This window comes from Polynucleobacter sp. UK-Mo-2m-Kol15, assembly GCF_018881505.1.
Classification (GTDB): domain Bacteria; phylum Pseudomonadota; class Gammaproteobacteria; order Burkholderiales; family Burkholderiaceae; genus Polynucleobacter.
Map to the genome: position 1 here is coordinate 1903463 of NZ_JACVQC010000001.1, position 21991 is coordinate 1925453.

Below are 21991 nucleotides of genomic sequence, written 5' to 3' on the forward strand. Positions count from 1 at the left end.
AGATTAAGCAGATTAAGTCTTCGGCAAAGTGACGCCGACTTGGCCTTGATACTTGCCACCACGATCTTTGTACGATGTACCACACACTTCATCGCTTTCAAAGAACAGTACTTGCGCGCACCCCTCGCCGGCATAAATCTTTGCAGGCAGTGGAGTCGTATTTGAAAACTCAAGCGTGACGTAACCCTCCCACTCAGGCTCAAAAGGAGTTACGTTCACAATAATTCCACAACGTGCATACGTACTTTTGCCAACGCAAACAGTTAATACACTACGTGGAATCTTGAAGTACTCAACAGTTCTAGCTAAAGCGAAAGAGTTTGGGGGAATAATGCAAACCGGCCCCTTGAAATCCACAAATGATTGCTCGTCGAAATTCTTGGGATCAACAATGGTGCTGTTGATGTTCGTAAAAATCTTGAACTCATCAGCACAGCGAATGTCATAGCCATAGCTTGAAGTGCCATAACTCACAATTTTTTGTCCGGCAGCATCTTGGCGGACCTGCCCAGGTTCAAATGGGCTGATCATGCCTTGCTCGCCCATGCGGCGGATCCAGTAGTCAGATTTAATAGTCATGGGCGAATTGTAAAACCATCGCAGACCATATGCCCACGAATTTACGAAGCAATCGGCGGGGAGGTAAAAATGACCCTCTCAGGGGCATTAAAAATCTCAAAATGCTTCCCAGAGCAGCGAGATAGCAGGGTGAGATTAGTTTTGCGGGCAAGCTCCAAGCCCATTAAGGTCATACCGGAGCGCGTCATTAAGAAAGGGATGCCCATCTGAGCACCTTTAATCACCATCTCTGAGGTAAGGCGCCCAGTAGTGAAGAAAATCAGGTCTTTGCCTGGCTTATCTGCAAGCCACATCAGACCAGAGATCGAGTCAACGGCGTTATGACGCCCGACATCCTCAATAAAATGGAGTAGACGAACACTGTCATTGCCATCCCGTTCAAAAACCGCACAGGCATGAACAGAGCCAGATTTTTTGTAAATAGTGTCGTGCACCCGAATGCTATCGATGAGCGACACTATTGCCTCTTGGGTTAATTGAGGGCCATCTGGCAAGCGAATCTCTGCCATCTCCTCAATCAAGCCTCCAAACATCGTACCCTGCCCACAACCCGTAGTCACTACCCGCTTACTGGTGAGGGCATCGATATCTACCGTGCTGCGATGGGTCTTCACCGCTGCCGAGTCGGTCTCCCAATCTACCTGAATGCTGGCTATGTCGTCTGGCGACTCTACTAGGCGTTGATTGCGCAAGTAACCCAATACCAGTGCCTCAGGAGCACTTCCTAAGGTCATGAGAGTGACAACTTCTCGCTTATCCAGATAAATAGTTAAAGGGCGCTCACCGGGGATGTGGGTTGTCTTGATGCGCCCTGCCTCATCCATAATCTGCACCTCGTGCACCAAGGGCACGGAGGCGTGAGACATCTGAATGTTGTGGGGCAAAGCCATAAAACGCCTCTTAAATAGGTTCAAATCGATGTTAACTTTAACCGCAGTCTAAAATTGGTGCTGAAGTAGGGCCCCAAGCCCCATAATCTTGTATTAACCATTATTGAAATATTTTATTTAAGCCCGCATGAGTAGCCCCAAACGTCGCCTGCTAGTTACCTCCGCCTTGCCTTACGCCAATGGTCAGATTCACATTGGGCATTTAGTGGAATATGTCCAGACGGATATTTGGGTTCGCTTCCAAAGAATGCGTGGCCATGAAGTTCATTACGTTGGTGCAGACGATACTCACGGCACGCCCATCATGTTGCGCGCTGAAAAGGAAGGCCTCACACCTAAGGAGTTAATCGCCAATGTTTGGAAGGAGCATAAGCGTGACTTTGATGATTTCTTAATCTCTTTCGATAACTACTACACCACAGATAGCCCTGAGAACGAAAAATTGTCTCAAAGCATCTATCTCAAGTTGCGCGATGCTGGCTTAATTGAAATGCGCTCTATTGAACAAGCTTACGATCCTGTCAAAGAGATGTTCTTACCAGACCGCTTCATTAAAGGCGAGTGCCCCAAGTGTGGCGCCAAAGATCAGTACGGTGATTCTTGCGAAAAGTGTGGAGCAACCTATTCCCCAACGGATTTAAAAAATCCGTTCTCAGTGGTAAGTGGTGCAACACCCATTAAAAAAGTTTCCGACCATTACTTCTTTAAGCTGTCTGATCCTCGTTGCGAAACTTTCTTACGCGAGTGGACACAAGTCAAGACCCCGCTCCAACCCGAAGCTCGCAACAAGATGAAAGAATGGGTTGGACAGCCTGGCGAGAGTAAGCTCGGCGACTGGGATATCTCACGTGACGCCCCCTATTTTGGCTTTGAAATCCCTGACGCGCCGGGTAAATATTTCTATGTGTGGCTTGACGCGCCAATTGGCTATTACGCTAGCTTCCTCAATTACTGCCAGGCTAAAGGCATGAACTTTGAGGAATGGGTTAGACCGGATACAAGGACCGAGCAGTACCACTTTATCGGCAAAGATATTCTGTATTTCCATACCCTCTTTTGGCCGGCAACTCTCCACTTTGCAGGCTATCGCACACCAACGAATGTATTTGCGCATGGCTTTCTCACAGTTGATGGCGAGAAGATGAGTAAATCACGCGGCACTTTAATTTCTGCACATAGCGTAATTGAGTCTGGATTCAATCCAGAATGGTTCCGCTATTACTTTGCAACTAAGCTCAATGACAGCATGGAGGATTTAGATTTAAATCTTCAAGACTTTGTCGCTCGAGTCAACAGCGATCTACTAGGCAAGTACATCAATATTGCGAGTCGTAGTGCAGGCTTCTTAGTAAAGCGTTTTGGTGGTGTGGTTTCTGACGCAGCAATGAATAATCCACTGCTCACTGACATTGCCTCTGTCAGCGAAAAAATTGCCGAACTATATGAAGCCCGTGAATATGCCAAAGCTTTGCGCACCATCATGGAGCTAGCGGATAAGGTCAATGCTTTTGTTGATGAAAACAAACCTTGGGAAATTGCCAAAGATCCTGAACGCGAATCTGATTTGCAGCGAGTCTGCAGTGTCACCTTAGAGGCATTCCGTTTGCTGAGCCTCTATCTCAAGCCAGTACTACCTCAAGTCACCGCAGAGGTTGAGGACTTCCTCTCGGTGCCAGCCATGAGCTGGAATGACGTTAAAGCACCTCTTTCCAGCCAAAATCCGATCAAAGTCTACAAGCACCTGATGACCCGCGTTGAAACCGCTCAAATCGAGACTTTATTGGCAGCAAACCTATAAAAATGGCCTCAAAAGGACTAATTTTTAGGAATTAGCCAAAAAGTCGGCTGGTTTGTAGGAAAAATCGTTAATAATAATGACCTAAGCAGAATGTTGCTGCGCTGTAATTTATGTAAGTTATTGAATTAATTGAGAATTTTAGGAAATATGATGGCTAGATATACATCGGAATTCACCCAGTTCTTAAATGAACTCAAATCCGAGAAACCGGATATTGAAGCAGGCCAGCAGGCGGGTCGGGCACTCCTTTGGGATAAAGAGCCTCTGAGCACCGAAGATCAGCGACGAGCTAAAGCTGCAAAATTGAAGCAGCGTGCTTACGTCTATTCGAATGACTGAGCTAGGAGCTGAGCCAGGCGCTCAATCTGAGTTATTAGATAGCACCCCATCGGTTACCGATGGAATGTCGTCTGCATTTGCTAAGTTATATGGTGAGCCGCTATTTAAACTCCCTACAGATCTATATATTCCGCCTGATGCGCTAGAAGTTTTTCTAGAGGCATTTGAAGGCCCCCTTGATCTTCTGCTTTACCTGATTCGTAAACAGAATTTCAATGTACTCGATATTCCAATGGCGCAGGTGACTCAACAGTACCTGAGCTACATTGATCAAATCCGCCATCACAACCTAGAGCTTGCTGCAGAATATCTTCTCATGGCAGCAATGTTGATCGAGATTAAATCTCGCATGCTGTTACCAATGAAGAAGGCTGATAGCGATGAAGATGTTGAAGATCCACGCGCAGAACTCGTTCGCCGTCTCTTAGAGTACGAGCGCATGAAATTGGCAGCACAAGAACTTGATCAGATTCCCCAACAAGGACGTGACTTCCAAATTGCTCATGGCTACGTTGATACAACTGTTGCAGTAACTTGGCCAGATGTTAATCAAGATGACTTGCAAATGGCATGGCGTGATGTGCTCCACCGCGCAAAACTGAACCAACACCACACGATTACTCGCGAAGAGCTATCTGTGCGTGACTTCATGACCCGAATTTTGCGTCGCTTGCAAAGCACTAAATTCGTAGAGTTCGGTGAGTTATTTGAAGAAGCCATTAAGTCTGGCAAAGGAATACCAGTAGTCATCGTGAATTTCATTGCGATGCTAGAACTCTCTCGTGAAGCCTTAGTTGAAATTACCCAAGCTGAGCCATATGCTCCAATTTACGTTCGACTCGCCTACACCCCTGTTGCATGAAAATTATTAGCGATATACAGGAGTTACGCGATCACTTGCGCGGACAAAATCGCGCTTCCTTTGTGCCAACCATGGGTAACCTCCATGAGGGTCACTTATCTCTCATGCGCCTTGCTAGACAACATGGTGATCCAGTAGTAGCCAGCATCTTTGTTAACCGCCTGCAATTTGGTCCAAACGAAGACTTTGATAGCTACCCACGTACTATGCAGGCCGATATTGATAAGCTAGAAAAAGAAGGTGTGTACATCTTGTTTGCGCCAACTGAGCGTGATCTCTATCCTCAACCCCAGGAATACCGCGTAGATCCACCACAGCAACTAGGCGACATTCTTGAAGGCGAGTTCCGCCCTGGCTTCTTCAAAGGGGTTTGCACTGTCGTACTCAAGTTACTCTCGTGCGTGCAACCCAAAGTAGCCGTGTTTGGAAAAAAAGATTACCAACAGTTGATGATCATTCGCCAAATGGCGAAACAGTTTGCTTTGCCAGTTGACATCATTCCAGGAGAAACGATTCGTGCCGAAGATGGCCTAGCCCTCTCCTCTCGCAATGGCTATCTCTCTACCGAAGAGCGTGCTGAAGCACCCGAGTTAATGAAGGCGCTCAAAGAGGCTCGCGATCGCGTCCTGCAATTGAAAGACCGTAATACTCAATCTATCTCCGAAATTGAAAAAGCAGCCGTCGCCTCATTGGCGAAACGTGGCTGGTTGCCTGATTACATTGCTATTCGTCAGCAAAGTGATTTAGCGCCAGCGTCCAATGAACAGTTGCAAGCGGGTGAGCCACTCGTCATCCTGACTGCGGCTAAGCTTGGCAAAACACGTTTGATTGATAACCTCGAAATATAGTCGAGGATTATCAAACCCTTGTAAGACCCTCAATTGCTTTAACGCCATCTAGCGATCTGCCAAACTCATTTAATAAACTATTCCGCTGACCGATTTCAAAATCGGTAAATTCAAAGCCGGGTGCAACTGCACAACTTACCAGACAGAATGAGTTTTGACTTAATGGCTTAGCAGCAAACCATGTATTGGCAGGAATAGTGGCCTGCAAGCATTTTGAATCCAACCCTAATTGAATGGTTTGTAGCGCCTTATTTTCATCAAAAAAATAAATGGTTACATCGCCGCCACTATGAAAGTACCAAGTCTCATCTGACTTGATCCGGTGCCAAGAGGAAAAGTCATCGCCCGATAGGAGATAGTAAATACTGGTGTAAGCACTCTTTTGCACTAAGCCATCAGAATTAACAATGGTTGGTGATCGATACATTTCCCTATAAAAGCCACCTTCAGGATGAGGAAGAAGCTTAAGGTCATTAACAAGAGAATCGATTGTTTGCATACATACCCAACTTTTAAATGCTGGCCATAGCATGGCTTTATTCCACATTAAGCAAGTTAATTAGAGTGTAAAGAACTGCCCCACCTCTAGATTTAACTCTTTAGCGAGTTCAGCACCGGATACTTTGCCAGCTACCCCTTTAGCTTTGAGGACCTCAATTTGCCCACCATGACAGGCAACAAAGAATGAGTCCAAAGTAATTTGAGTGATTTCACCTGGCTTACCTTTAACGGCACCAAATGTCGCTACTACGTGCTTATGACAGTCATAGATCTGTACCTTGTGCTCGCCAAATTTAGTCCAAGCTCCAGGTGCAGGATTGCATGCACGAATCAAGTTATAAATTTGAGTGATGTGTGTTGCCCAATGAATCTGTGCCGCATCTACACCAAACCAGCCTTCGTAATTGGCTTGTGATTCGTCTTGCAATATTTCTTGATACTTGCCGGCGACCACTAAGTCAGCTGCTTCCAGCAAGGCTTTTACACCCACAGGAAATAAATGATCGAAGTAGACTTTACCTAAAGTGTCATCTGGTCCAATCGCAACCTCTTTTTGCAATATCACCTCACCCTCATCCAAACCATCAGATGGGCGGAAGATGGTAAGACCTGTTTTTTCTTCACCTAAAGCGATTGCCCAATTAATAGCGCTAGGGCCACGGTACTTCGGTAGAAGCGAAGGATGATATTGAATGGTTCCATGCTTTGGAATTTTGCAGAGTTCTTGCGGCACAAACTGCAGAACATATGCCATTACGCAAATATCTGCATTAGCATCAATCATTGCTTGCGCTGCCTCAGAACCCTTGAGTGAGGCAAATTGCAAGGGGGTTAAGCCTCTTGCAATAGCCGCTTCTTTAAGCACTTCAGGCTTAGTTGACTTGGGATTGTCGGGTGGACAGAAAACAGCAACCACTTCGTCACCGCGATCTAAAAAGGCCTCTAATGCAGCCTTACCAAAATCCGCACTCCCGATTAGAGCAACACGCATCTTAGATCACCTTATCGTGACGAAGGCTAATCAATTCATCAGTTGAGTAACCCAATTCGGTAAGAATCTCATCAGTGTGCTCACCCAACAATGGTGAGCGAGTTACATCGGTTGGGCTATCAGACATCTTAATTGGATTACCAACCGTGAGATACTTGCCACGAATCGGATGATCCACTTCAACCACAGTGCCAGTGGCACGTAGTGCAGGTTCTTCAGCGATTTCTTTCATCGACAAAATTGGGCCACAAGGAATATCGTATTTATTCAGAATATCCATGACTTCAAACTTTGTCTTAGTCATGGTCCACTTTTCAATCTCACCAAAAATTTCCATCAGGTGCGGCAAGCGAGCCATCGGTGATGCAAAACGCACATCAGTAATCCAATCTTCACGACCGATTACCTTACAAATGGCTTCCCAAACTGGAGCTTGCACGATGACATACATGTAAGAGTTTGGGTCTGTTTCCCAGCCCTTACATTTCACAATCCAACCAGGCTGACCGCCGCCAGAAGCATTACCAGCACGGGGTACAGAGTCACCAAACTCGCCATTAGGATATTGTGGATACTCCTGCATCAAACCAACACGCTCTAAGCGTTGCTGATCACGCAACTTCACTCGACATAAATTCAACACGGCATCTTGCATGGCAGCCAATACTTTTTGGCCGCGACCAGAGTGCGTACGCTGATACAGCGCTGTCACAATTCCCAATGCCAAATGTAGGCCAGTGCCACTATCTCCAATTTGAGCGCCAGTCACCATGGGAGGGCCATCATCAAAACCAGTAGTCGATGCCGAACCACCAGCGCACTGTGCTACGTTTTCATAAACCTTGCAATCTTCATAAGGACCTGGACCAAAACCTTTTACTGAGGCCATGATCATCATGGGATTCAATTCTTGAATGCGCTCCCAAGAAAAACCCATGCGATCCAATGCGCCAGGTGCAAAGTTCTCAACCAATACGTCACATTCCTTAATAAGACGCTCTAGAATTTCTTTGCCACGAGGTGTTTTGGTATTGACCGTAATTGAGCGCTTGTTGTGATTCAACATCGTGAAATACAAGCTATCAGCATCTGGGATATCGCGTAATTGACCACGAGTTGCATCACCCTCACCAGATTTCTCCACTTTGATTACGTCTGCACCGAACCAAGCGAGCAGCTGAGTACAAGTAGGGCCAGATTGAACGTGCGTAAAGTCGAGGATTTTCACCCCTTCTAATGCTTTTGCCATGATTTAAGTCCTAATAAGATTGAAATTTTGAATTACTTCGATTTTACCAGCGACCGATTGTGGTGCGATATGAGATGCCTGTTTTTTGGGCACACCCGCTCTGAATACTTCAGATTCCCTATCTGACCTGAAATTTAACGAGCTTCAAGCTCAGAAAGACGTTTTTTGAGAGCCCTTTCTTCAGTAAAACGCTCAGTTTCATCCCGAATTACCGCCACTACGCCATTAGCTTGATGCTTTTCATCAAACAACATACCTACGGTAAAGGCGATCGATAAGGTGCGACCATCTTGATGTTTGGCTGGTACTTTAAGTAAGGAAGTGCCGTAGCGCGTGGTACCCGTCTCCATTGACTTCCTGCAACCCTCATTATGTCTTTGACGCTGCCGTTCAGGAACGATCAAATCCAAGGTGTTGCCCAGCGCCTCCTCCTCAGAGTAGCCAAAGATTCGGGTTGCCGCAGGATTCCAAAGAACAATCTTTTCATGGGCATCGACAACAATGACGGCATCACCAATACAGTCGATTAATTGGGGTAAATCTACGGTTGTTTTCATACCATCAGTCTAAAGACTTTAAGTTCATCTAGGTTAATAAAAAAGGCGCTCACTAGGAGCGCCTTTGAAGCTAAAACAAATAGTGCTTATTGTTATTAAACCGCTTTTGCTGCATGCAACTTAGTAATGTCATCGGCGCTGTAACCAAGGTCAGACAACACTTCATCAGTGTGCTCACCCAATACTGGAGATGGCTTCACTTCGATTTCCAAATCAGAGAACTTGATTGGACTACCGATTGTTAAATACTTACCACGAACCTTGTGATCCACTTCAACGATTGAACCGCTCTTACGCAGATCAGGAGAGGCAGCCAATTCTTTCATCGAGAGAACTGGTGCACAAGGAATGTCAAATTTACGGAGAATGTCAACAGCTTCGTACTTAGTCTTGTCCTTGAGCCACTCTTCAATCGTTGCAAAGATATCAAAAATCTTATCTTGACGCGCTTCTGCAGTCATGTAAGCTGGGTCAGTCGCCCATTCTGGCTTGCCCAGAGCTTTAGTAATTGGCTCCCAAGCATGACCTTGAATAGTGAAATAGATGTATGCGTTTGGATCTGTTTCCCAACCCTTACACTTCAACACCCAGCCTGGCTGACCACCACCACCAGCGTTACCGCCACGTGGAACTACGTCAGAGAAGGTACCGTGTGGGTACTGTGGGTACTCTTCGAGGTAACCAACTTTATCCAAACGCTGTTGATCACGTAATTTAACGCGGCATAAGTTCAATACAGCATCTTGCATTGAGCAAGATACTTTTTGACCTTTGCCAGTTTTTTGACGCTGCATTAATGCAGTCAAAATACCAATGGCCAAGTGCATACCAGTATTGCTATCGCCCAAAGCAGCAGCTGAAACTGTTGGAGGACCATCCCAGAAACCAGTTGTAGAAGCAGCACCACCAGCACATTGAGCAACGTTCTCGTATACCTTTAAGTCTTCGTATGAATGGCCATCGCTAAATCCTTTTACAGAAGCCATAATCATCTTTGGATTCAATTCCTGAATACGCGCCCAGCTAAAACCCATACGATCCAGAGCGCCTGGACCAAAGTTCTCAACCATGACGTCAGAAGTCTTGATCATCTTCTCTAAAACTTCTTTACCTTCTTGAGTCTTAGTATCTAAGGTCAAAGAACGCTTATTACCGTTCAACATCGTGAAATACAAAGCATCTGCACCTGGAATGTCACGTAACTGGCTACGAGTTACGTCACCAGAGCCTGGACGCTCAACTTTAATCACGTCAGCACCGTACCAAGCCAATAACTGAGTGCATGCAGGGCCAGCTTGCACGTGTGTGAAATCGATGATGCGAATACCGTCTAATGGTTTAGTCATGTTTACTTCTCCTTAAAGTATTTCGTATTTATTACTAAATTTACTCTTAAAAAATTACGTATTTATTACCTATGTATTTATTACCTAAGCTTTACTTCTTACCAGCAGTGGATGGATTCAAGTTAGTCAAGCGCCCACTCTCCGTACCAGCTGTCTCGTCAATTACCGCATTAATTAAGGCTGGCTTGCCTTCAGCAATTGCTTTAGTCAATGCAGCCTCTAACTCTGCAGGGGTAGTAACGTAATAACCAACACCACCAAATGCCTCGATCATTTTGTCGTAACGAGCATTTTTCACGAATACTGTTGGGGCAACATCTGCGCCGCCAGTAGGGTTCACGTCAGTACCACGGTAGACACCGTTGTTGTTAAACACAACTGTAGTAATTGGCAGGTTATAACGACAAATGGTTTCTAATTCCATACCGCTAAAGCCAAATGCACTGTCGCCTTCAACAGCTACTGTTGGTAGGCCACTCGTTACAGCAGCACCAATGGCGTAACCCATGCCAATACCCATAATGCCCCAAGTGCCAGAGTCAAAACGTTTACGTGGCTTATACATATCAACGATTGCACGGCAATAGTCAAGTGTATTTGCACCTTCGTTAACCAAGTTCACATCCGGGTTCTTCTTGATCACATCACGAATAGCGCGCAATGCACCATGGAAGTTCATTGGTGAAGCTTCTTTGGCCAATGTTTCAGCCATCTTTGCCAAGTTCTTATCCTTCTTCTCGTTGATCGCAGCGATCCACTCAGCAGCTGGTTTTGGAACTGCTGCAATACCCTTCAAGAGTTCACCAACACAGGAACCAATATCACCGATTAATGGCGCATCGATTTGTACGTTGCTATCCACTTCATTCGCTTGAATATCAATTTGGATAAATTTCTTAGGATCTTTGCCCCATGTCTTACCCTTACCGTGAGCTAACAACCAGTTCAAGCGAGCGCCAACTAACATCACAGCATCCGCCTCAGCCAATACAAATGAACGAGCTGCAGAAGCAGATTGTGGATGGTTATCTGGCAATAGACCTTTTGCCATTGACATTGGCAAGTAAGGGATACCAGACTTTTCAATCAATGCACGAATATCAGCATCGGCTTGAGCGTAAGCCGCGCCTTTACCCAACAAAATTAATGGGCGCTTAGCACCCTTTAACACATTCAATGCACGCTCCACTGCATCAGCAGCAGGGATTTGACGTGGCACTGGATCGATTACCTTGAAGATAGATTTCTTAGCCTCTTCAACTGGCATTGTTTGAGCCAAGAGTTGTGCAGGTAAGTCCAAGTACACACCGCCTGGACGACCAGAAACAGCTGCACGAATGGCACGCGCAAAACCAATGCCAATGTCTTCAATATGGTTGATACGATATGCCGCTTTGCAATATGGCTTAGCAGCATTGAGCTGATCCATCTCTTCGTAATCACCCTGTTGCAAGTCAACAATTTCACGCTCGCTTGAGCCGGAAATCAAAATCATTGGGAAACAGTTCACAGTAGCATTTGCCAATGCTGTTAAGCCGTTCAAGAAACCTGGTGCTGAAACAGTCATACAGATACCAGGCTTTTGTGTCATGTAACCCGCAATTGCTGCAGCGTTACCAGCGTGCTGCTCATGACGGAAACCAATAAAGCGCAACCCTTCTGCTTGCGCTAAACGGCACAAGTCGGTAATGGGAATACCAACCAGACCAAAAATAGTATCTAGGTCATTTGCTTTTAAGGCGTCAATGACAAGATGAAATCCATCAGTGACTTGGGTATTTTGATTGTCTGTTGTCATAGAAATTTATAGTTAATTACACCGCCCGAACACACAGCTTGTTCGGTGCAATTTAGCTTGCGCCAACTGTCTCCAATTAAGTTATTAGTATTGCCACGGGTAACTATCAATATTCCCGTTAAGGCTGGTATGCATATTAGGCTTGGGGATGGGGTTCATCATTGACTTCGGTCAATTTCCCCTAAATTCTAGAAATAACTGAGACCGGCTATGCGAAGAGCTCTTTATGCTTTGTTTTGAGGCGACTCAAAGTCTCCGGGGAGAGGTTGAGGTAGGCGGCAAGCTCTTTTTTGGGAAGAAGCTCAAATAAATCTTCATATTTGCGTAAAAAGCGCTCCACACGACCTGGTGCGTCCAGCATATGCAGCGTAATGGTATGAGCCATGATCTCACTCATCAAGCGCATGACTTCAAACTCAAAGCTTTCTTTGAGGGGTTTGTGGACCTCCAAGAATTCAGCCCATTTCTTCAGGGGCATGCGGGCCACTCGAGCCTTGGTCACCGAGGCAATACTATAAGGAGCTGCCGTCTTAAGGCGCCAAGCCGCATAACTCGTTTCGATATCTTTTTCGATGGCAAAACGAAGAATCATCTCTTTTGCATCCGCGCTTGAAACAATGCGCTTCAAAATTCCATCAAGCACAAAGTACTGCTCCATCTGATGATCACCCTGATGAAGCAAGATTTCTGATTTCTTCAGGTCCGAGATGACTAAATTGCGCTCTAAATCGGCCATCGCTTCAGCATCCAAACTTTTTAAGACCGAGTTTTGGCTTAGCTGCAAGCGAATCAGGTTTTTTTCGGGGTGCTTATCTAATACCGTCATGAATCTTTACTCCTAGAAAGAGCATTGTAGGCTTTTTTGTCATTCCAAACGGTTTAAGCCCTACCGATAGGATATAATTGAGGGGTCGTGGTGCTTTATTGCAGTGCAATAAAGTTAAACGGGAAACACTAAACGTGTGCTGCCCCCGCAACGGTAAGTAAATGCGCCCTAACTTTAAGGTAAAGGTGTCAGGAATCTGAATAAGCCACTGTGCGCGTCAATAGCATGGGAAGGCCAGATTCTGAGATTTACTAGCCCGGATACCGGCCAAGACAGGTGGAATTTTGCGGACGGGGACCTTCGCGCGCCGATGAAGCATCTCCAGCCAAGCCGGCAGGATGTCCAATTGACGCGTGAGCTCTCACAATGTGAAATTCTGTTCGACCCAGCTTACGGGGAAGTGAGCTAGGTGATTCGAAGGCAGAAGGTTCATCATGAAACAGCAGTTCAGCAGTAAAACTCTTGTCGCCCTACTTTGCGGCGCAGTCACATCTTTTAACGCAGCAGCACAAAACTCTCCATCGACAGTCATTGTCTCTGGCTCACGTTTTCAAGAAAACCTCAATGAGGTTCCGGCAAACGTAAAAGTCATTACGCGAGATGAAATTGCAAATTCAAGTTCAAACAATATTCCAGAGGTGCTCTCTCAAATTGGGGGCTTAAACGTAAAAAGCTCTAGTGGCAACCCCTTAAATCTGGATGCCACTATTGATATGGGTGGCTATGGGGCTAGCGCAAATAGCAACACCCTGGTTCTGGTTGATGGTCAACGACTAAACCCGATTGATTTAGGCACTATTAACTGGGAATCTATACCCATCGACTCCATCGAACGCATTGAGGTCCTGCAAGGTGGCGCAAGCGTGCAGTACGGAAATGGGGCTGTAGGTGGGGTAATTAACATCATCACCAATGGTGGCGTAAAAAACCTCAATCAGGCATCAGTTACATACGGAAGCTATAACACTGTCATTGGTAATGCAATTTTGCGCAACAAAATAAATGACACAACAATTCAACTAACAGCCAATAGCTCGAACACGGATGGCTGGAGACAAAACTCTGCAGCAAATGCCTACTCATTTGACGGCAAAGTAACGCAATCATTAGGCGGAATTGATCAGGTTTACGCTGACATATTCTTTAACCACTCTAACTCTCAAACTCCGGGGGCTGTACTTGGTCAGGCGGGAAGAGGTAACTCACAGTCAGCCAGGCCAACATTCATTGGCTCATCAATCACTACCGATAATTCCGGAATCAGAGCTGGCTTTATCAAGGCAATTGATGATCGTCTCACGTTTGACATTGATGGAACGTATTCCAATAAAAATACCAGCTCCAACATCCCTGCCTATCCTTACTACGTTCTATATCCTAACTGGCAGCTTGCAGTTGCACCAAAGATCAAAGCGAATTTTGGGGATTGGGGAAGCACAGTGATAGGTTATGACTTTAATCAAGCCTCTCAAAGTAGCTCTTCTGGATCCACTTTTGGAAACACAAGCCTCCAACAAAACGTCAGCATCCTCAATCAATCCGCATATCTCGTATCCCGAATTCCGGTAAAGGTAGTTGATGGATTAGAGGCTAGCGGGGGCTTTAGACATCAAGCACAAAATGCAAGGGCAAATGATCTCTCCAGCGGATCAACTATTAGCGCAAATCAAAAGTACTCTGCTAACGCTGGAGATGTCGCTTTTAACTACAACTATCAAGCAGGGCAAAAAATATTTATTAAATGGGATCAGTCTTATCGATTCCCAAATACTGATGAATTCTGGGGATTTGATCCAAACACTTACACCCCTGTTTTCAATGGCATCTTAAAGCCGCAGATCTCACAAACATACTCAGCCGGAGGAGATTGGAATCTCCGTCAAGCCCATCTTTCAGCGCTTGTATTTCAATCAATTACTCAAAATGAAATTCGCTACGATCCATCTTCTGGCAGCAACATCAATACTGCCGGGAATATTAATCGCACTGGCTTCCTTTTTGACTCCTCAAGCAATATCACCAAAAATTTAACTATTGCTGGTGGCGGAAAAATACAAAGATCTACTTACACGACTGGATCAATATCCGGGGTTGGCGTTGGCTTAGCTCCAGACTTACTATTAAATGCTCGCGCACAATATATGTTTAATAGTTCGTGGAGTGCTGGAGCTGTAGTGAATTACGTTGGTAATCAAAACTACGATGCAGACCCGTCTATCACAAATTCATTAGCAAAAATTCCTTCTTATGTAGCTGCTGATATTTACGCTAGCTACAGAGTCAAGTCATGGGACACTAAATTCATGATTAAGAACATCGGAGGAAATTCTTATGCAACTACGGGCGGATATAACTCAAGCAGTGGCTACTACTATTACCCCACGACACCAACAACCTACTTCATAACAGCAAAATATAGTCTTTAAACCTAAGAGAGAGAACGTAAAAGAATGCAGCCCTGGAACCGCTCCCGCTATTTAGCTGTCGGGGTTGCTGTATTGATTTTAGGATTTTCCTTTCCTGTTTTTGCTGCGTCTATCTCAGTATCGGATGACCGAGGCATTGTGGTGGCTTTTGATAAGCCGCCACAACGCATCGTGAGTCTTTTACCCTCACTTACAGAATCTGTCTGTGCCCTTGGAAAATGTGCCGCTTTAGTTGGAGCAGATCGCTTCTCAAACTGGCCAAAAGCAATTCAAGAATTGCCTAAGCTTGGTGGAATGGGAGATATCAATATCGAACGAATAGTGCAACTCAAACCAGATGTTGTTCTACTAGAAAGAGCCTCACCTGTCATTGCACGCCTAAATCAATTGGGCATTAAAACTTTTGCCTTAGAGGTGAAGTCTATGAACGATGAGAAAAGAGCTCTGCAGAAACTTGATGCTATCTTGGGCAGCTCTGAAAGTGCTCGAGTTTGGAATCAAATTGAAAAAGAAATCATGCGCGCCAATAAACAGCTATCTACTCAGGATGAAAGTATCCGCGTGTACTTTGAGGTAAATCCTGCGCCATTTGCAGCAGGAAGCACCTCTTTTATTGGAGAAATCTTGACTCAATTGAATCTGGACAACATCATCCCAAAGACACTTGGACCATTCCCCAAAATTAATCCTGAGTTCGTGGTTCAGACTAAGCCCGATGTTATTCTCCTCACCGAATCGACGGTGGCCGATATTCTGAAGCGTCCAGGATGGAAGTCCATTCCGGCTGTTTCTAAAAATAGAATTTGTGTATTTACCGGCAACCAAAATGATGTTCTCGTTCGTCCTGGCCCACGAATGGGTGAGGCAGCCTTAATTATTTCTCAATGCATTCAAGAGAAGATGTCATCATCTAAATAATGAAAAAAAATCATTTTCTGGTCAGCTTGTCTTTGTTGCTCGGTCTAAGTCTGCTCTTGGTATTGCTTGGCACATTACTCGGAAGTACCGGGGGCAGCTGGAACTTATCGGGATCTGATCAAGCTGTTGTATTCGATATTCGGCTACCACGATCATTGGGCGCCTATCTTGCAGGTGCCTTATTGGGACTTGCTGGTGGTATTGCCCAAAGCCTGTTTCGCAATCCATTAGCTGACCCCTATCTACTGGGAAGCGCATCGGGCGCACTACTAGGGGTTGGCAGCATTCTCTGCTTTGCTTATCTTGGAAACTCTTGGCTAGATATTCTGGGCTTAAATGGTGGCGCCTTTCTTGGGGCGCTGCTTGGAGTATTCGCCTCTCTACTTTTAGCGGGCGGCTATCGCAGCTCCTTGCGACTTCTTTTATCTGGAGTAGTAATCAGTGTGATTCTAGGTGCGGCAAACTCATTATTTACATTCATCCGCCCTGATTTATTTCAAAGCATTCAGTCTTTCATGCTTGGCAACACCACATTGCTGAGTTGGTCTGGTGCAGCAATCATGGCCAGCGCTTTAGCATGTTGTCTAATTATTACCCTCATCATCTGTCCCGTACTCGATGCCTTATCTCTTGGTGAAAATACTGCCCGTACCCTAGGTTTGGCACTAGATCGATTGCGCCTTGTACTGATTGGCGTTCTGGCACTTGCAACAGGCTGTGCTGTTGCACAAACAGGCTTGATCGCCTTTGTTGGGCTGGCGGCTCCCCACTTAATTAGAAGGCTTTGTAGTGGACGGCAACGAGAACAACTTGTGCTTTCCTGTCTGGCAGGTGGATCCCTCTTACTCAGTTCGGATCTACTTGCGCGCACCATATTTGCGCCGATTGAAATTCCCGTTGGGATTGTGACGGCGGTCTTGGGCGGACTATATCTACTGGTTTTACTGAGACGAAGCAATGCAGGGATGCGCCCATGAAAATCCGTCAACTCAATGTATTTAGAGGTCCCAGCACCATTCTTTCTGAGCTCAATGTAGATATTCCCCAAGGAAAATGGACTAGCGTTATTGGGCCTAATGGCGCGGGGAAATCCTCACTATTGCAAGCAATGGCTGGTCTACTCCGCTGGAATGGATCCATCACGGTAGATGAGATCAACATTGCATCATTTACCCCAAAAGATCTTGCAAAGAAAATTGCCTGGTTGGATCAAGTCTCAAATACGCCGGGAGAATTTGGCGACTCTCTTAGTGTGTATGACACCGTGATGCTGGGGCGTATCCCTCACCAAGGATGGCTATGCCTACCTTCCAAGACCGATCACATCGTAGTTGAGGAAGTTTTACAACAGACCGACATTTGGCATTTGCGCCAACGCCCTCTGCAGCAACTATCAGGAGGTGAACGTCAGAGAGTGCTACTAGCACGTCTTATTGCTGTGGGCTCTAATATCCTCCTGATGGATGAACCGCTCGCCAACTTAGACCCTCCTCATCAAGCCGATTTCTTGCAATGGCAAGATAATTTGCTGACTCAGGGCAAAACCTTGGTGACTGTATTACATGAAATTCATTTTGCACTCCGAGCTGATCATGTAGTCATGCTGAATGAAGGCAAACTGTATTTTCAAGGGGGGAGTCAAGAACCCGACACTCATAAAGCCCTTATAGCCTTATTTAATAATCGCATTCGCCTAGAAAAGCTGGGGGCTGATTGGGTCGCCTTGCCCAATTAAGCCCAAAATCAGGGATTTCACAAAGTATTTCCCTAGAGCTACAATGCTCACATGACCGAGTACACCCCTCAAGTCCCAAGCGACCCCGCTGAATCTGATCCGATAGCCGCATCGTTGCAAAGGCTCTCCAAAAAAATTCGGCTGATCTCCGATGCCGTTAAGGCGTTACATCAAGATCGTAGTCAGCTTGAAACCAAAATTGATGATGCACAAAAACGGATTCAGCATATCTTGAGTCGTCTGCCAGAACAAAGTGATGGACGTCAATTGAACTTGCTCGGTGAGCCCGCAACACCAACCAATCCAGAGGATGACAATGAGCCAACAACGCATTGAAGTAACCCTCGCCGGTCAAAAGATCACATTAGCAACGAGTACCGAACATGAGCCATTACTTCGTGCAGCCTGCACATTGGTCGATGAGCAAATTCAATTAGCAATTAATGGTGGTAATCGCAGTATTGAACGCGCCAGTATGATGGCTGCCCTCAAGATAGCCGGAGATCTCATTCAATTGCAAACTGCAACCCAACAAACTCCTGCGCAGAGCACTTCATCCCACACCAATCCTGAAGAGATTGCTCGACTCCAGAGCGAAATTCATACCCTGGAAGATCAAGTGGACGCTCTAATGCAAAGCCTTTCCCTGCCTGGTTCGCCAAGGCCAATAGTTCCTTGAACCGATGCGCAAGCATCAGGAACGATCTTTACACTGTGGGCGTGAGCGTTTCGAATCTTCAAAGTGGCAGCTTCGCGCTGTTCACTCCCTGAACTTCTTAATGCACCCGAAGCAGAGTAGCCGTTCCACCTTGAACCCTAGGGTTCAGGATGACGGCCTAGCGGCTAAGGCGGGGAATTCATGCCAATAGCCGATATAGTCATGTTGATGTTGTGTGGGAGCATATCAGGCTTCCTAGCAGGACTCCTCGGTATTGGAGGCGGGATGATTCTCGTCCCTTTCATGATTGCGGTGTTCAATCATTTGGGCTTTAGTCAGAGCGTCATCGTCCATATGGCTATTGCAACTGGCATGGCAACCATTCTCTTCACCACCACTTCGGCTATCTGGGCACACCACAAACACAACTCCATAGACTGGAAATTAGTAGCAGCACTTAGTCCTGGTTTAGTCATTGGTAGTCTCATTGGCGGTAGCGAGATTTTCGAAGCAATCAATACATCTTGGCTATCTTTATTCTTCGCCATTTTTATTGTTCATACTTCGATCCAAATGATCATCAATAAAAAACCTACGGCTGTACGAGAGTTGCCCGGCTCTGTTGGTCTTTTTTCATTCGGGGCCCTAGCGGGCGTCCTGGCAAGCCTGGTTGGCGCAGGCGGAGCATTTATTACTGTTCCTTTTATGCTTTGGTGCAATGTAAAAACACATACGGCGATGGCCACCTCTTCTGGCCTGGGATTTCCGATCGCAGCTGCAGCGACGATTGGCTACATGTATGGAAGCTGGGGAAACCCGAATCTACCAGAAGGCTCATTGGGATTTGTCTATGTTCCAGCGGTTCTTTGTATTGTGGCACTCAGCATATTCACCGCTCCGCTTGGCGCAAAAATGGCCAGAAAGCTCAATGTAGCTCAGCTAAAGCGCATCTTTGGCGTGATGCTCTTTATGCTCTCAGTATTCATGTTTAATGAGAGCCGCAAGGCATTTGGATTTTAAGACGATATCCTTACTGCTCTTAGCTAGTGAATTGCTGACGCAAAATATTCTTCTGCACCTTGCCCATCGCATTACGAGGTAAGTCAGAAACAATTTCTAAACGCTTTGGGATCTTGAAATTCGCAATTTGCGTTTTGAGAGTTGCGATCATCGCCTGCGCATCTAATTTAGCACCCGCCTTTGGTACAACCACTGCCATTACTGCTTCACCAAAATCAGGATGTGGAATACCAATCACAGCACTCTCATCTACGCCGTCCATGTCATCAATAAAACTTTCGATTTCTTTTGGGTATACGTTATAGCCACCAGAAATAATCAGATCCTTACTGCGGCCAACGATACAGAGGTAGTTCTTAGGGGCTTTACCACCATTGGCATCACCACCCCAACGCCCGACATCACCAGTCTTAAACCAAGCATCTTCAGTAAATTCTTCTGCGGTTTTCTCTGGCATACGCCAGTAGCCCTTGAATATGTTTGGGCCCTTCACTTGAATACCACCGATTTCATCAACACCACAGGGCTTATTTTTTTCATCGACTACACGAACCTTAACTCCTGGTAAGGGCAGGCCAACTGATCCACCTACACGATCCCCCTTGTAAGGATTAGACACCAACATCACGGTCTCACTCATGCCGTAACGCTCAAGAATTGGCTGGCCAATTACCTCTTTAAAGGTATTAAATGTTTCAGTCAGCAAAGGTGCTGAACCAGAAACAAATAAGCGCATATTACGCGTGACATGCCGATTGAAGTTTTTATCTGCAAGAAGTCGCACATAGAAAGTTGGTACACCCATCATCACAGTGGAATTCGGCATGTGATGAATCAATTGGGATGTATCCAAGCGAGGCAACCAGATCATTTTGCTACCGTTAATCAAAGCGCCATGTGCAGCCACAAATAAACCGTGAACATGAAAGATTGGGAGTGCGTGCAATAAAACATCGCCTTTTTTCCAACCCCAAAACTTTTGCAGTACTTGCGCATTACTACCCAGATTCTTATGGGTAAGCATTGCACCTTTACTACGACCAGTTGTGCCGGAGGTATACAAAATAGCAGCCAAATCATCATCATTCACAGCAACTGTTTTGAACTGATCACTTTGACCAGCAGCACGCTCTAATAAAGTACCCTTACGATCCTCATCCAAGGTAAACACATGTTTAGTGCCCGCCTTAAAAGCCACCTTCGATACCCAAGAGAAATTTTTACTACTGCACACCACGACTGCAGGCTCAGCATTCTCCAGGAAGTATTGAATCTCCGCTGCTTGGTAAGCCGTATTTAGAGGTAAATAAACATAGCCTGCCTTAATCGTAGCCAAGTACAGAAAGAGTGCTTCAGGCGATTTCTCAACCTGAGCAGCAATTCGTGATCCAGCGGGTAATTTGAGGCTCTTAAGCAAGTTAGCCATCTTGGCAGTGGCGCGCTCCAGATCACTCCAGGAGTAATACAGTCCATCATGCGTTTCTAGTGCACATGCTTGCTTATCTTTTGGAAAACCTTTTTCCAACAAAGAATATAAATTCATGAGAGCCTCAAAACCAATCAAATAAAACTGCGAATCAATCCAAGGAGGCGCCAGACTTCTTCACTACTGCAGACCAACGCGTAACATCGGCCTGTACCTGCTTTCCAAAAGCCTCACCAGTCAGAGAAGGAGTATCGGAACCATTCTTCTCCCAAATGCCTTTTAGCTTAGGCGTATTTAAGGCCTTTTGCACTTCAACAATCATCTTGTCCACTATTGGCTTAGGAGTGCCAACTGGAGCGAACATAGAATACCAAGTCGATACCACGTAGTCAGGCAGGCCCGCCTCCTGGAATGTAGGTACATTCGGGATAGCAGATGAGCGCTTATTAGATGCTAAAGCAATCGCTACCAGCTTGCCTCCATTAATTTGCGCAGCAGAAGTGGCTAAACCATCAAATTCCAAGTCAACTTGACCAGCTAACAAGTCGCTCATCGCTGGACCAGCTCCACGGTAAGGGATGTGAGTTATGAATGTACCTGTTTGAATCTTAAATAGCTCACCCGCCAAGTGATGGACTGTGCCACTGCCTGCGCTAGCATAATTATATTTGCCAGGATTTTTCTTCATGAGCTCAACAAATTCTTTGGCATTACGAGCGCTCACTTTTTGTGGATTTACTACTAAAACTTGTGGCACGTTAGCAATCATTGCTACTGGTACAAAACTCTTCTCAATGTCGTAATCCAAATTTTTATACATGGATGGCGCGATTGTGTGATGTGTTGCACCGATAAACCAGGTATAGCCATCTGGGGCTGCTTTTGCAGCCACTGATGCACCAACTGTTCCACCCGCACCACCGCGATTGTCAATCACGAACTGCTTGCCCAGTTGCTCAGTAAGCTGAGCTGCCAGTGGCCTAGCAAAAGCATCCGTACCCCCGCCTGCGGGAAAAGGTACGACAAAAGTAATGGGCTTATTTGGCCACTCTTGAGCAATCACAGCGAGAGGAGCGGCACAAATTAAGAAAAGCGCTTTTTTCAAAGCATTTAATGGGAATGCAGAGTTTCTGCTTGTTTTGGTAAACATAGTTGTCTCCTTTATTTTTACCAACTATTGCGCTGGTTTCATTTTTTTAGCTAAGTCCTAAAGTCACATTCTAC

21 protein-coding genes, 1 other RNA gene, 1 pseudogene and 1 riboswitch are annotated in these 21991 nt (G+C 45.7%); of the genes and pseudogenes, 12 read left to right on the top strand and 11 right to left on the bottom strand.

The features are described from left to right. Positions 1 to 12: 12 nt before the first annotated feature. Together dcd and ICN43_RS09815 are read right to left on the bottom strand one after the other, a co-directional pair. The gene (gene dcd, locus ICN43_RS09810; RefSeq protein ID WP_216199375.1) at positions 13 to 579 is read right to left on the bottom strand and encodes a dCTP deaminase; all 567 of its coding nucleotides are present in this window, start codon (positions 577 to 579) and stop codon (positions 13 to 15) included. A 41-nt stretch (positions 580 to 620) separates the two neighbouring features. Next, positions 621 to 1463 (bottom strand): formate dehydrogenase accessory sulfurtransferase FdhD, encoded by an 843-nt coding sequence (locus ICN43_RS09815; protein ID WP_216200060.1) that lies wholly within the window; start codon positions 1461 to 1463, stop codon positions 621 to 623. 133 nt (positions 1464 to 1596) lie between these two features. On the opposite strand from ICN43_RS09815, the gene metG reads away from it, so the two are divergent. The 4 genes from metG (at position 1597) to panC (ending at position 5316) form a co-directional block, all read left to right on the top strand. Next, positions 1597 to 3267 carry a methionine--tRNA ligase gene (gene metG / locus ICN43_RS09820; RefSeq protein WP_216199377.1) on the top strand — a complete coding sequence of 557 codons (1671 nt, stop codon included), beginning with the start codon at positions 1597 to 1599 and terminating at the stop codon, positions 3265 to 3267. A gap of 150 nt (positions 3268 to 3417) precedes the next feature. Further along, positions 3418 to 3606 carry a DUF3460 family protein gene (locus ICN43_RS09825; protein WP_216199379.1) on the top strand — a complete coding sequence of 63 codons (189 nt, stop codon included), beginning with the start codon at positions 3418 to 3420 and terminating at the stop codon, positions 3604 to 3606. Beyond that, positions 3599 to 4468: a ScpA family protein gene (locus ICN43_RS09830; RefSeq protein WP_216199381.1), complete on the top strand. Its 870-nt coding sequence runs from the start codon at positions 3599 to 3601 to the stop codon at positions 4466 to 4468. Before ICN43_RS09825 ends, ICN43_RS09830 begins: the two co-directional genes overlap by 8 nt. Next, a complete protein-coding gene (gene panC, locus ICN43_RS09835; RefSeq protein WP_216199383.1) occupies positions 4465 to 5316 on the top strand; it encodes a pantoate--beta-alanine ligase in 852 nt (283 codons plus the stop codon). The genes ICN43_RS09830 and panC overlap by 4 nt, the downstream gene beginning before the upstream one ends. 10 nt (positions 5317 to 5326) lie before the next feature. Here the strand turns inward: panC and ICN43_RS09840 are convergent, their stop codons facing one another. The 7 genes from ICN43_RS09840 to ICN43_RS09870 all read right to left on the bottom strand — a co-directional run bounded on the left by ICN43_RS09840 (position 5327) and on the right by ICN43_RS09870 (position 12584). Next, positions 5327 to 5815 carry a cupin domain-containing protein gene (locus ICN43_RS09840; RefSeq protein WP_216199385.1) on the bottom strand — a complete coding sequence of 163 codons (489 nt, stop codon included), beginning with the start codon at positions 5813 to 5815 and terminating at the stop codon, positions 5327 to 5329. A 60-nt stretch (positions 5816 to 5875) separates the two neighbouring features. Continuing rightward, on the bottom strand, positions 5876 to 6808 hold the full coding sequence (locus ICN43_RS09845) for a methionyl-tRNA formyltransferase (protein WP_216199386.1): 933 nt from the start codon (positions 6806 to 6808) through the stop codon (positions 5876 to 5878). A 1-nt stretch (position 6809) separates the two neighbouring features. Further along, entirely contained in the window at positions 6810 to 8057 is a 1248-nt protein-coding gene (gene frc / locus ICN43_RS09850) for a formyl-CoA transferase (protein ID WP_216199388.1), read from the bottom strand. 134 nt (positions 8058 to 8191) lie between these two features. Next, on the bottom strand, positions 8192 to 8614 hold the full coding sequence (locus tag ICN43_RS09855; protein WP_216199390.1) for a PAS domain-containing protein: 423 nt from the start codon (positions 8612 to 8614) through the stop codon (positions 8192 to 8194). A gap of 95 nt (positions 8615 to 8709) precedes the next feature. After that, positions 8710 to 9960, bottom strand: a complete 1251-nt coding sequence (gene frc / locus ICN43_RS09860) for a formyl-CoA transferase (protein WP_216199392.1) — start codon at positions 9958 to 9960, stop codon at positions 8710 to 8712. Positions 9961 to 10051: 91 nt separating this feature from the next. After that, on the bottom strand, positions 10052 to 11758 hold the full coding sequence (gene oxc, locus ICN43_RS09865; protein ID WP_216199393.1) for an oxalyl-CoA decarboxylase: 1707 nt from the start codon (positions 11756 to 11758) through the stop codon (positions 10052 to 10054). 208 nt (positions 11759 to 11966) lie between these two features. Continuing rightward, positions 11967 to 12584 carry a Crp/Fnr family transcriptional regulator gene (locus ICN43_RS09870; protein WP_216199395.1) on the bottom strand — a complete coding sequence of 206 codons (618 nt, stop codon included), beginning with the start codon at positions 12582 to 12584 and terminating at the stop codon, positions 11967 to 11969. A 71-nt stretch (positions 12585 to 12655) separates the two neighbouring features. Further along, positions 12656 to 12871, top strand: a riboswitch (cobalamin riboswitch). Positions 12872 to 13018: 147 nt separating this feature from the next. On the opposite strand from ICN43_RS09870, the gene ICN43_RS09875 reads away from it, so the two are divergent. The 8 genes and pseudogenes from ICN43_RS09875 (at position 13019) to ICN43_RS09910 (ending at position 19341) form a co-directional block, all read left to right on the top strand. Next, positions 13019 to 15010 (top strand): TonB-dependent receptor, encoded by a 1992-nt coding sequence (locus ICN43_RS09875; protein ID WP_216199397.1) that lies wholly within the window; start codon positions 13019 to 13021, stop codon positions 15008 to 15010. 24 nt (positions 15011 to 15034) lie between these two features. Further along, positions 15035 to 15928 (top strand): ABC transporter substrate-binding protein, encoded by an 894-nt coding sequence (locus ICN43_RS09880; RefSeq protein ID WP_216199399.1) that lies wholly within the window; start codon positions 15035 to 15037, stop codon positions 15926 to 15928. Next, entirely contained in the window at positions 15928 to 16905 is a 978-nt protein-coding gene (locus ICN43_RS09885) for an iron ABC transporter permease (protein WP_216199401.1), read from the top strand. The genes ICN43_RS09880 and ICN43_RS09885 overlap by 1 nt, the downstream gene beginning before the upstream one ends. Beyond that, positions 16902 to 17663 carry an ABC transporter ATP-binding protein gene (locus ICN43_RS09890; RefSeq protein ID WP_216199403.1) on the top strand — a complete coding sequence of 254 codons (762 nt, stop codon included), beginning with the start codon at positions 16902 to 16904 and terminating at the stop codon, positions 17661 to 17663. The genes ICN43_RS09885 and ICN43_RS09890 overlap by 4 nt, the downstream gene beginning before the upstream one ends. A gap of 51 nt (positions 17664 to 17714) precedes the next feature. Continuing rightward, positions 17715 to 17999, top strand: coding sequence for a hypothetical protein (locus tag ICN43_RS09895; RefSeq protein ID WP_216199405.1), 285 nt, complete (start codon positions 17715 to 17717; stop codon positions 17997 to 17999). Then, a pseudogene (locus ICN43_RS11275) lies at positions 17980 to 18204 on the top strand (cell division protein ZapA); the annotation flags it as partial. The gene ICN43_RS09895 and the pseudogene ICN43_RS11275, both read left to right, overlap by 20 nt. Before the next feature lie 99 nt (positions 18205 to 18303). Next, positions 18304 to 18522: non-coding RNA, 6S RNA (gene ssrS, locus ICN43_RS09905), on the top strand. Next, positions 18523 to 19341: a sulfite exporter TauE/SafE family protein gene (locus ICN43_RS09910; RefSeq protein ID WP_216199407.1), complete on the top strand. Its 819-nt coding sequence runs from the start codon at positions 18523 to 18525 to the stop codon at positions 19339 to 19341. Positions 19342 to 19360: 19 nt separating this feature from the next. Here the strand turns inward: ICN43_RS09910 and ICN43_RS09915 are convergent, their stop codons facing one another. Together ICN43_RS09915 and ICN43_RS09920 are read right to left on the bottom strand one after the other, a co-directional pair. Further along, positions 19361 to 20884, bottom strand: coding sequence for a malonyl-CoA synthase (locus ICN43_RS09915; protein WP_216199409.1), 1524 nt, complete (start codon positions 20882 to 20884; stop codon positions 19361 to 19363). 34 nt (positions 20885 to 20918) lie between these two features. Then, a complete protein-coding gene (locus ICN43_RS09920) occupies positions 20919 to 21917 on the bottom strand; it encodes a tripartite tricarboxylate transporter substrate binding protein (protein WP_216199411.1) in 999 nt (332 codons plus the stop codon). Between the last annotated feature and the right edge of the window lie 74 nt (positions 21918 to 21991).

What these genes read in the sequence shown, in the direction of transcription:
- dcd (WP_216199375.1), bottom strand. Translation starts at nt 579, where the DNA reads ATGACTATTAAATCTGACTACTGGATCCGCCGCATGGGCGAGCAAGGC.
- metG (WP_216199377.1), top strand. Translation starts at nt 1,597, where the DNA reads ATGAGTAGCCCCAAACGTCGCCTGCTAGTTACCTCCGCCTTGCCTTAC.
- ICN43_RS09825 (WP_216199379.1), top strand. Translation starts at nt 3,418, where the DNA reads ATGGCTAGATATACATCGGAATTCACCCAGTTCTTAAATGAACTCAAA.
- ICN43_RS09830 (WP_216199381.1), top strand. Translation starts at nt 3,599, where the DNA reads ATGACTGAGCTAGGAGCTGAGCCAGGCGCTCAATCTGAGTTATTAGAT.
- panC (WP_216199383.1), top strand. Translation starts at nt 4,465, where the DNA reads ATGAAAATTATTAGCGATATACAGGAGTTACGCGATCACTTGCGCGGA.
- ICN43_RS09840 (WP_216199385.1), bottom strand. Translation starts at nt 5,815, where the DNA reads ATGCAAACAATCGATTCTCTTGTTAATGACCTTAAGCTTCTTCCTCAT.
- ICN43_RS09845 (WP_216199386.1), bottom strand. Translation starts at nt 6,808, where the DNA reads ATGCGTGTTGCTCTAATCGGGAGTGCGGATTTTGGTAAGGCTGCATTA.
- frc (WP_216199388.1), bottom strand. Translation starts at nt 8,057, where the DNA reads ATGGCAAAAGCATTAGAAGGGGTGAAAATCCTCGACTTTACGCACGTT.
- ICN43_RS09855 (WP_216199390.1), bottom strand. Translation starts at nt 8,614, where the DNA reads ATGAAAACAACCGTAGATTTACCCCAATTAATCGACTGTATTGGTGAT.
- frc (WP_216199392.1), bottom strand. Translation starts at nt 9,960, where the DNA reads ATGACTAAACCATTAGACGGTATTCGCATCATCGATTTCACACACGTG.
- oxc (WP_216199393.1), bottom strand. Translation starts at nt 11,758, where the DNA reads ATGACAACAGACAATCAAAATACCCAAGTCACTGATGGATTTCATCTT.
- ICN43_RS09870 (WP_216199395.1), bottom strand. Translation starts at nt 12,584, where the DNA reads ATGACGGTATTAGATAAGCACCCCGAAAAAAACCTGATTCGCTTGCAG.
- ICN43_RS09875 (WP_216199397.1), top strand. Translation starts at nt 13,019, where the DNA reads ATGAAACAGCAGTTCAGCAGTAAAACTCTTGTCGCCCTACTTTGCGGC.
- ICN43_RS09880 (WP_216199399.1), top strand. Translation starts at nt 15,035, where the DNA reads ATGCAGCCCTGGAACCGCTCCCGCTATTTAGCTGTCGGGGTTGCTGTA.
- ICN43_RS09885 (WP_216199401.1), top strand. Translation starts at nt 15,928, where the DNA reads ATGAAAAAAAATCATTTTCTGGTCAGCTTGTCTTTGTTGCTCGGTCTA.
- ICN43_RS09890 (WP_216199403.1), top strand. Translation starts at nt 16,902, where the DNA reads ATGAAAATCCGTCAACTCAATGTATTTAGAGGTCCCAGCACCATTCTT.
- ICN43_RS09895 (WP_216199405.1), top strand. Translation starts at nt 17,715, where the DNA reads ATGACCGAGTACACCCCTCAAGTCCCAAGCGACCCCGCTGAATCTGAT.
- ICN43_RS09910 (WP_216199407.1), top strand. Translation starts at nt 18,523, where the DNA reads ATGCCAATAGCCGATATAGTCATGTTGATGTTGTGTGGGAGCATATCA.
- ICN43_RS09915 (WP_216199409.1), bottom strand. Translation starts at nt 20,884, where the DNA reads ATGAATTTATATTCTTTGTTGGAAAAAGGTTTTCCAAAAGATAAGCAA.
- ICN43_RS09920 (WP_216199411.1), bottom strand. Translation starts at nt 21,917, where the DNA reads ATGTTTACCAAAACAAGCAGAAACTCTGCATTCCCATTAAATGCTTTG.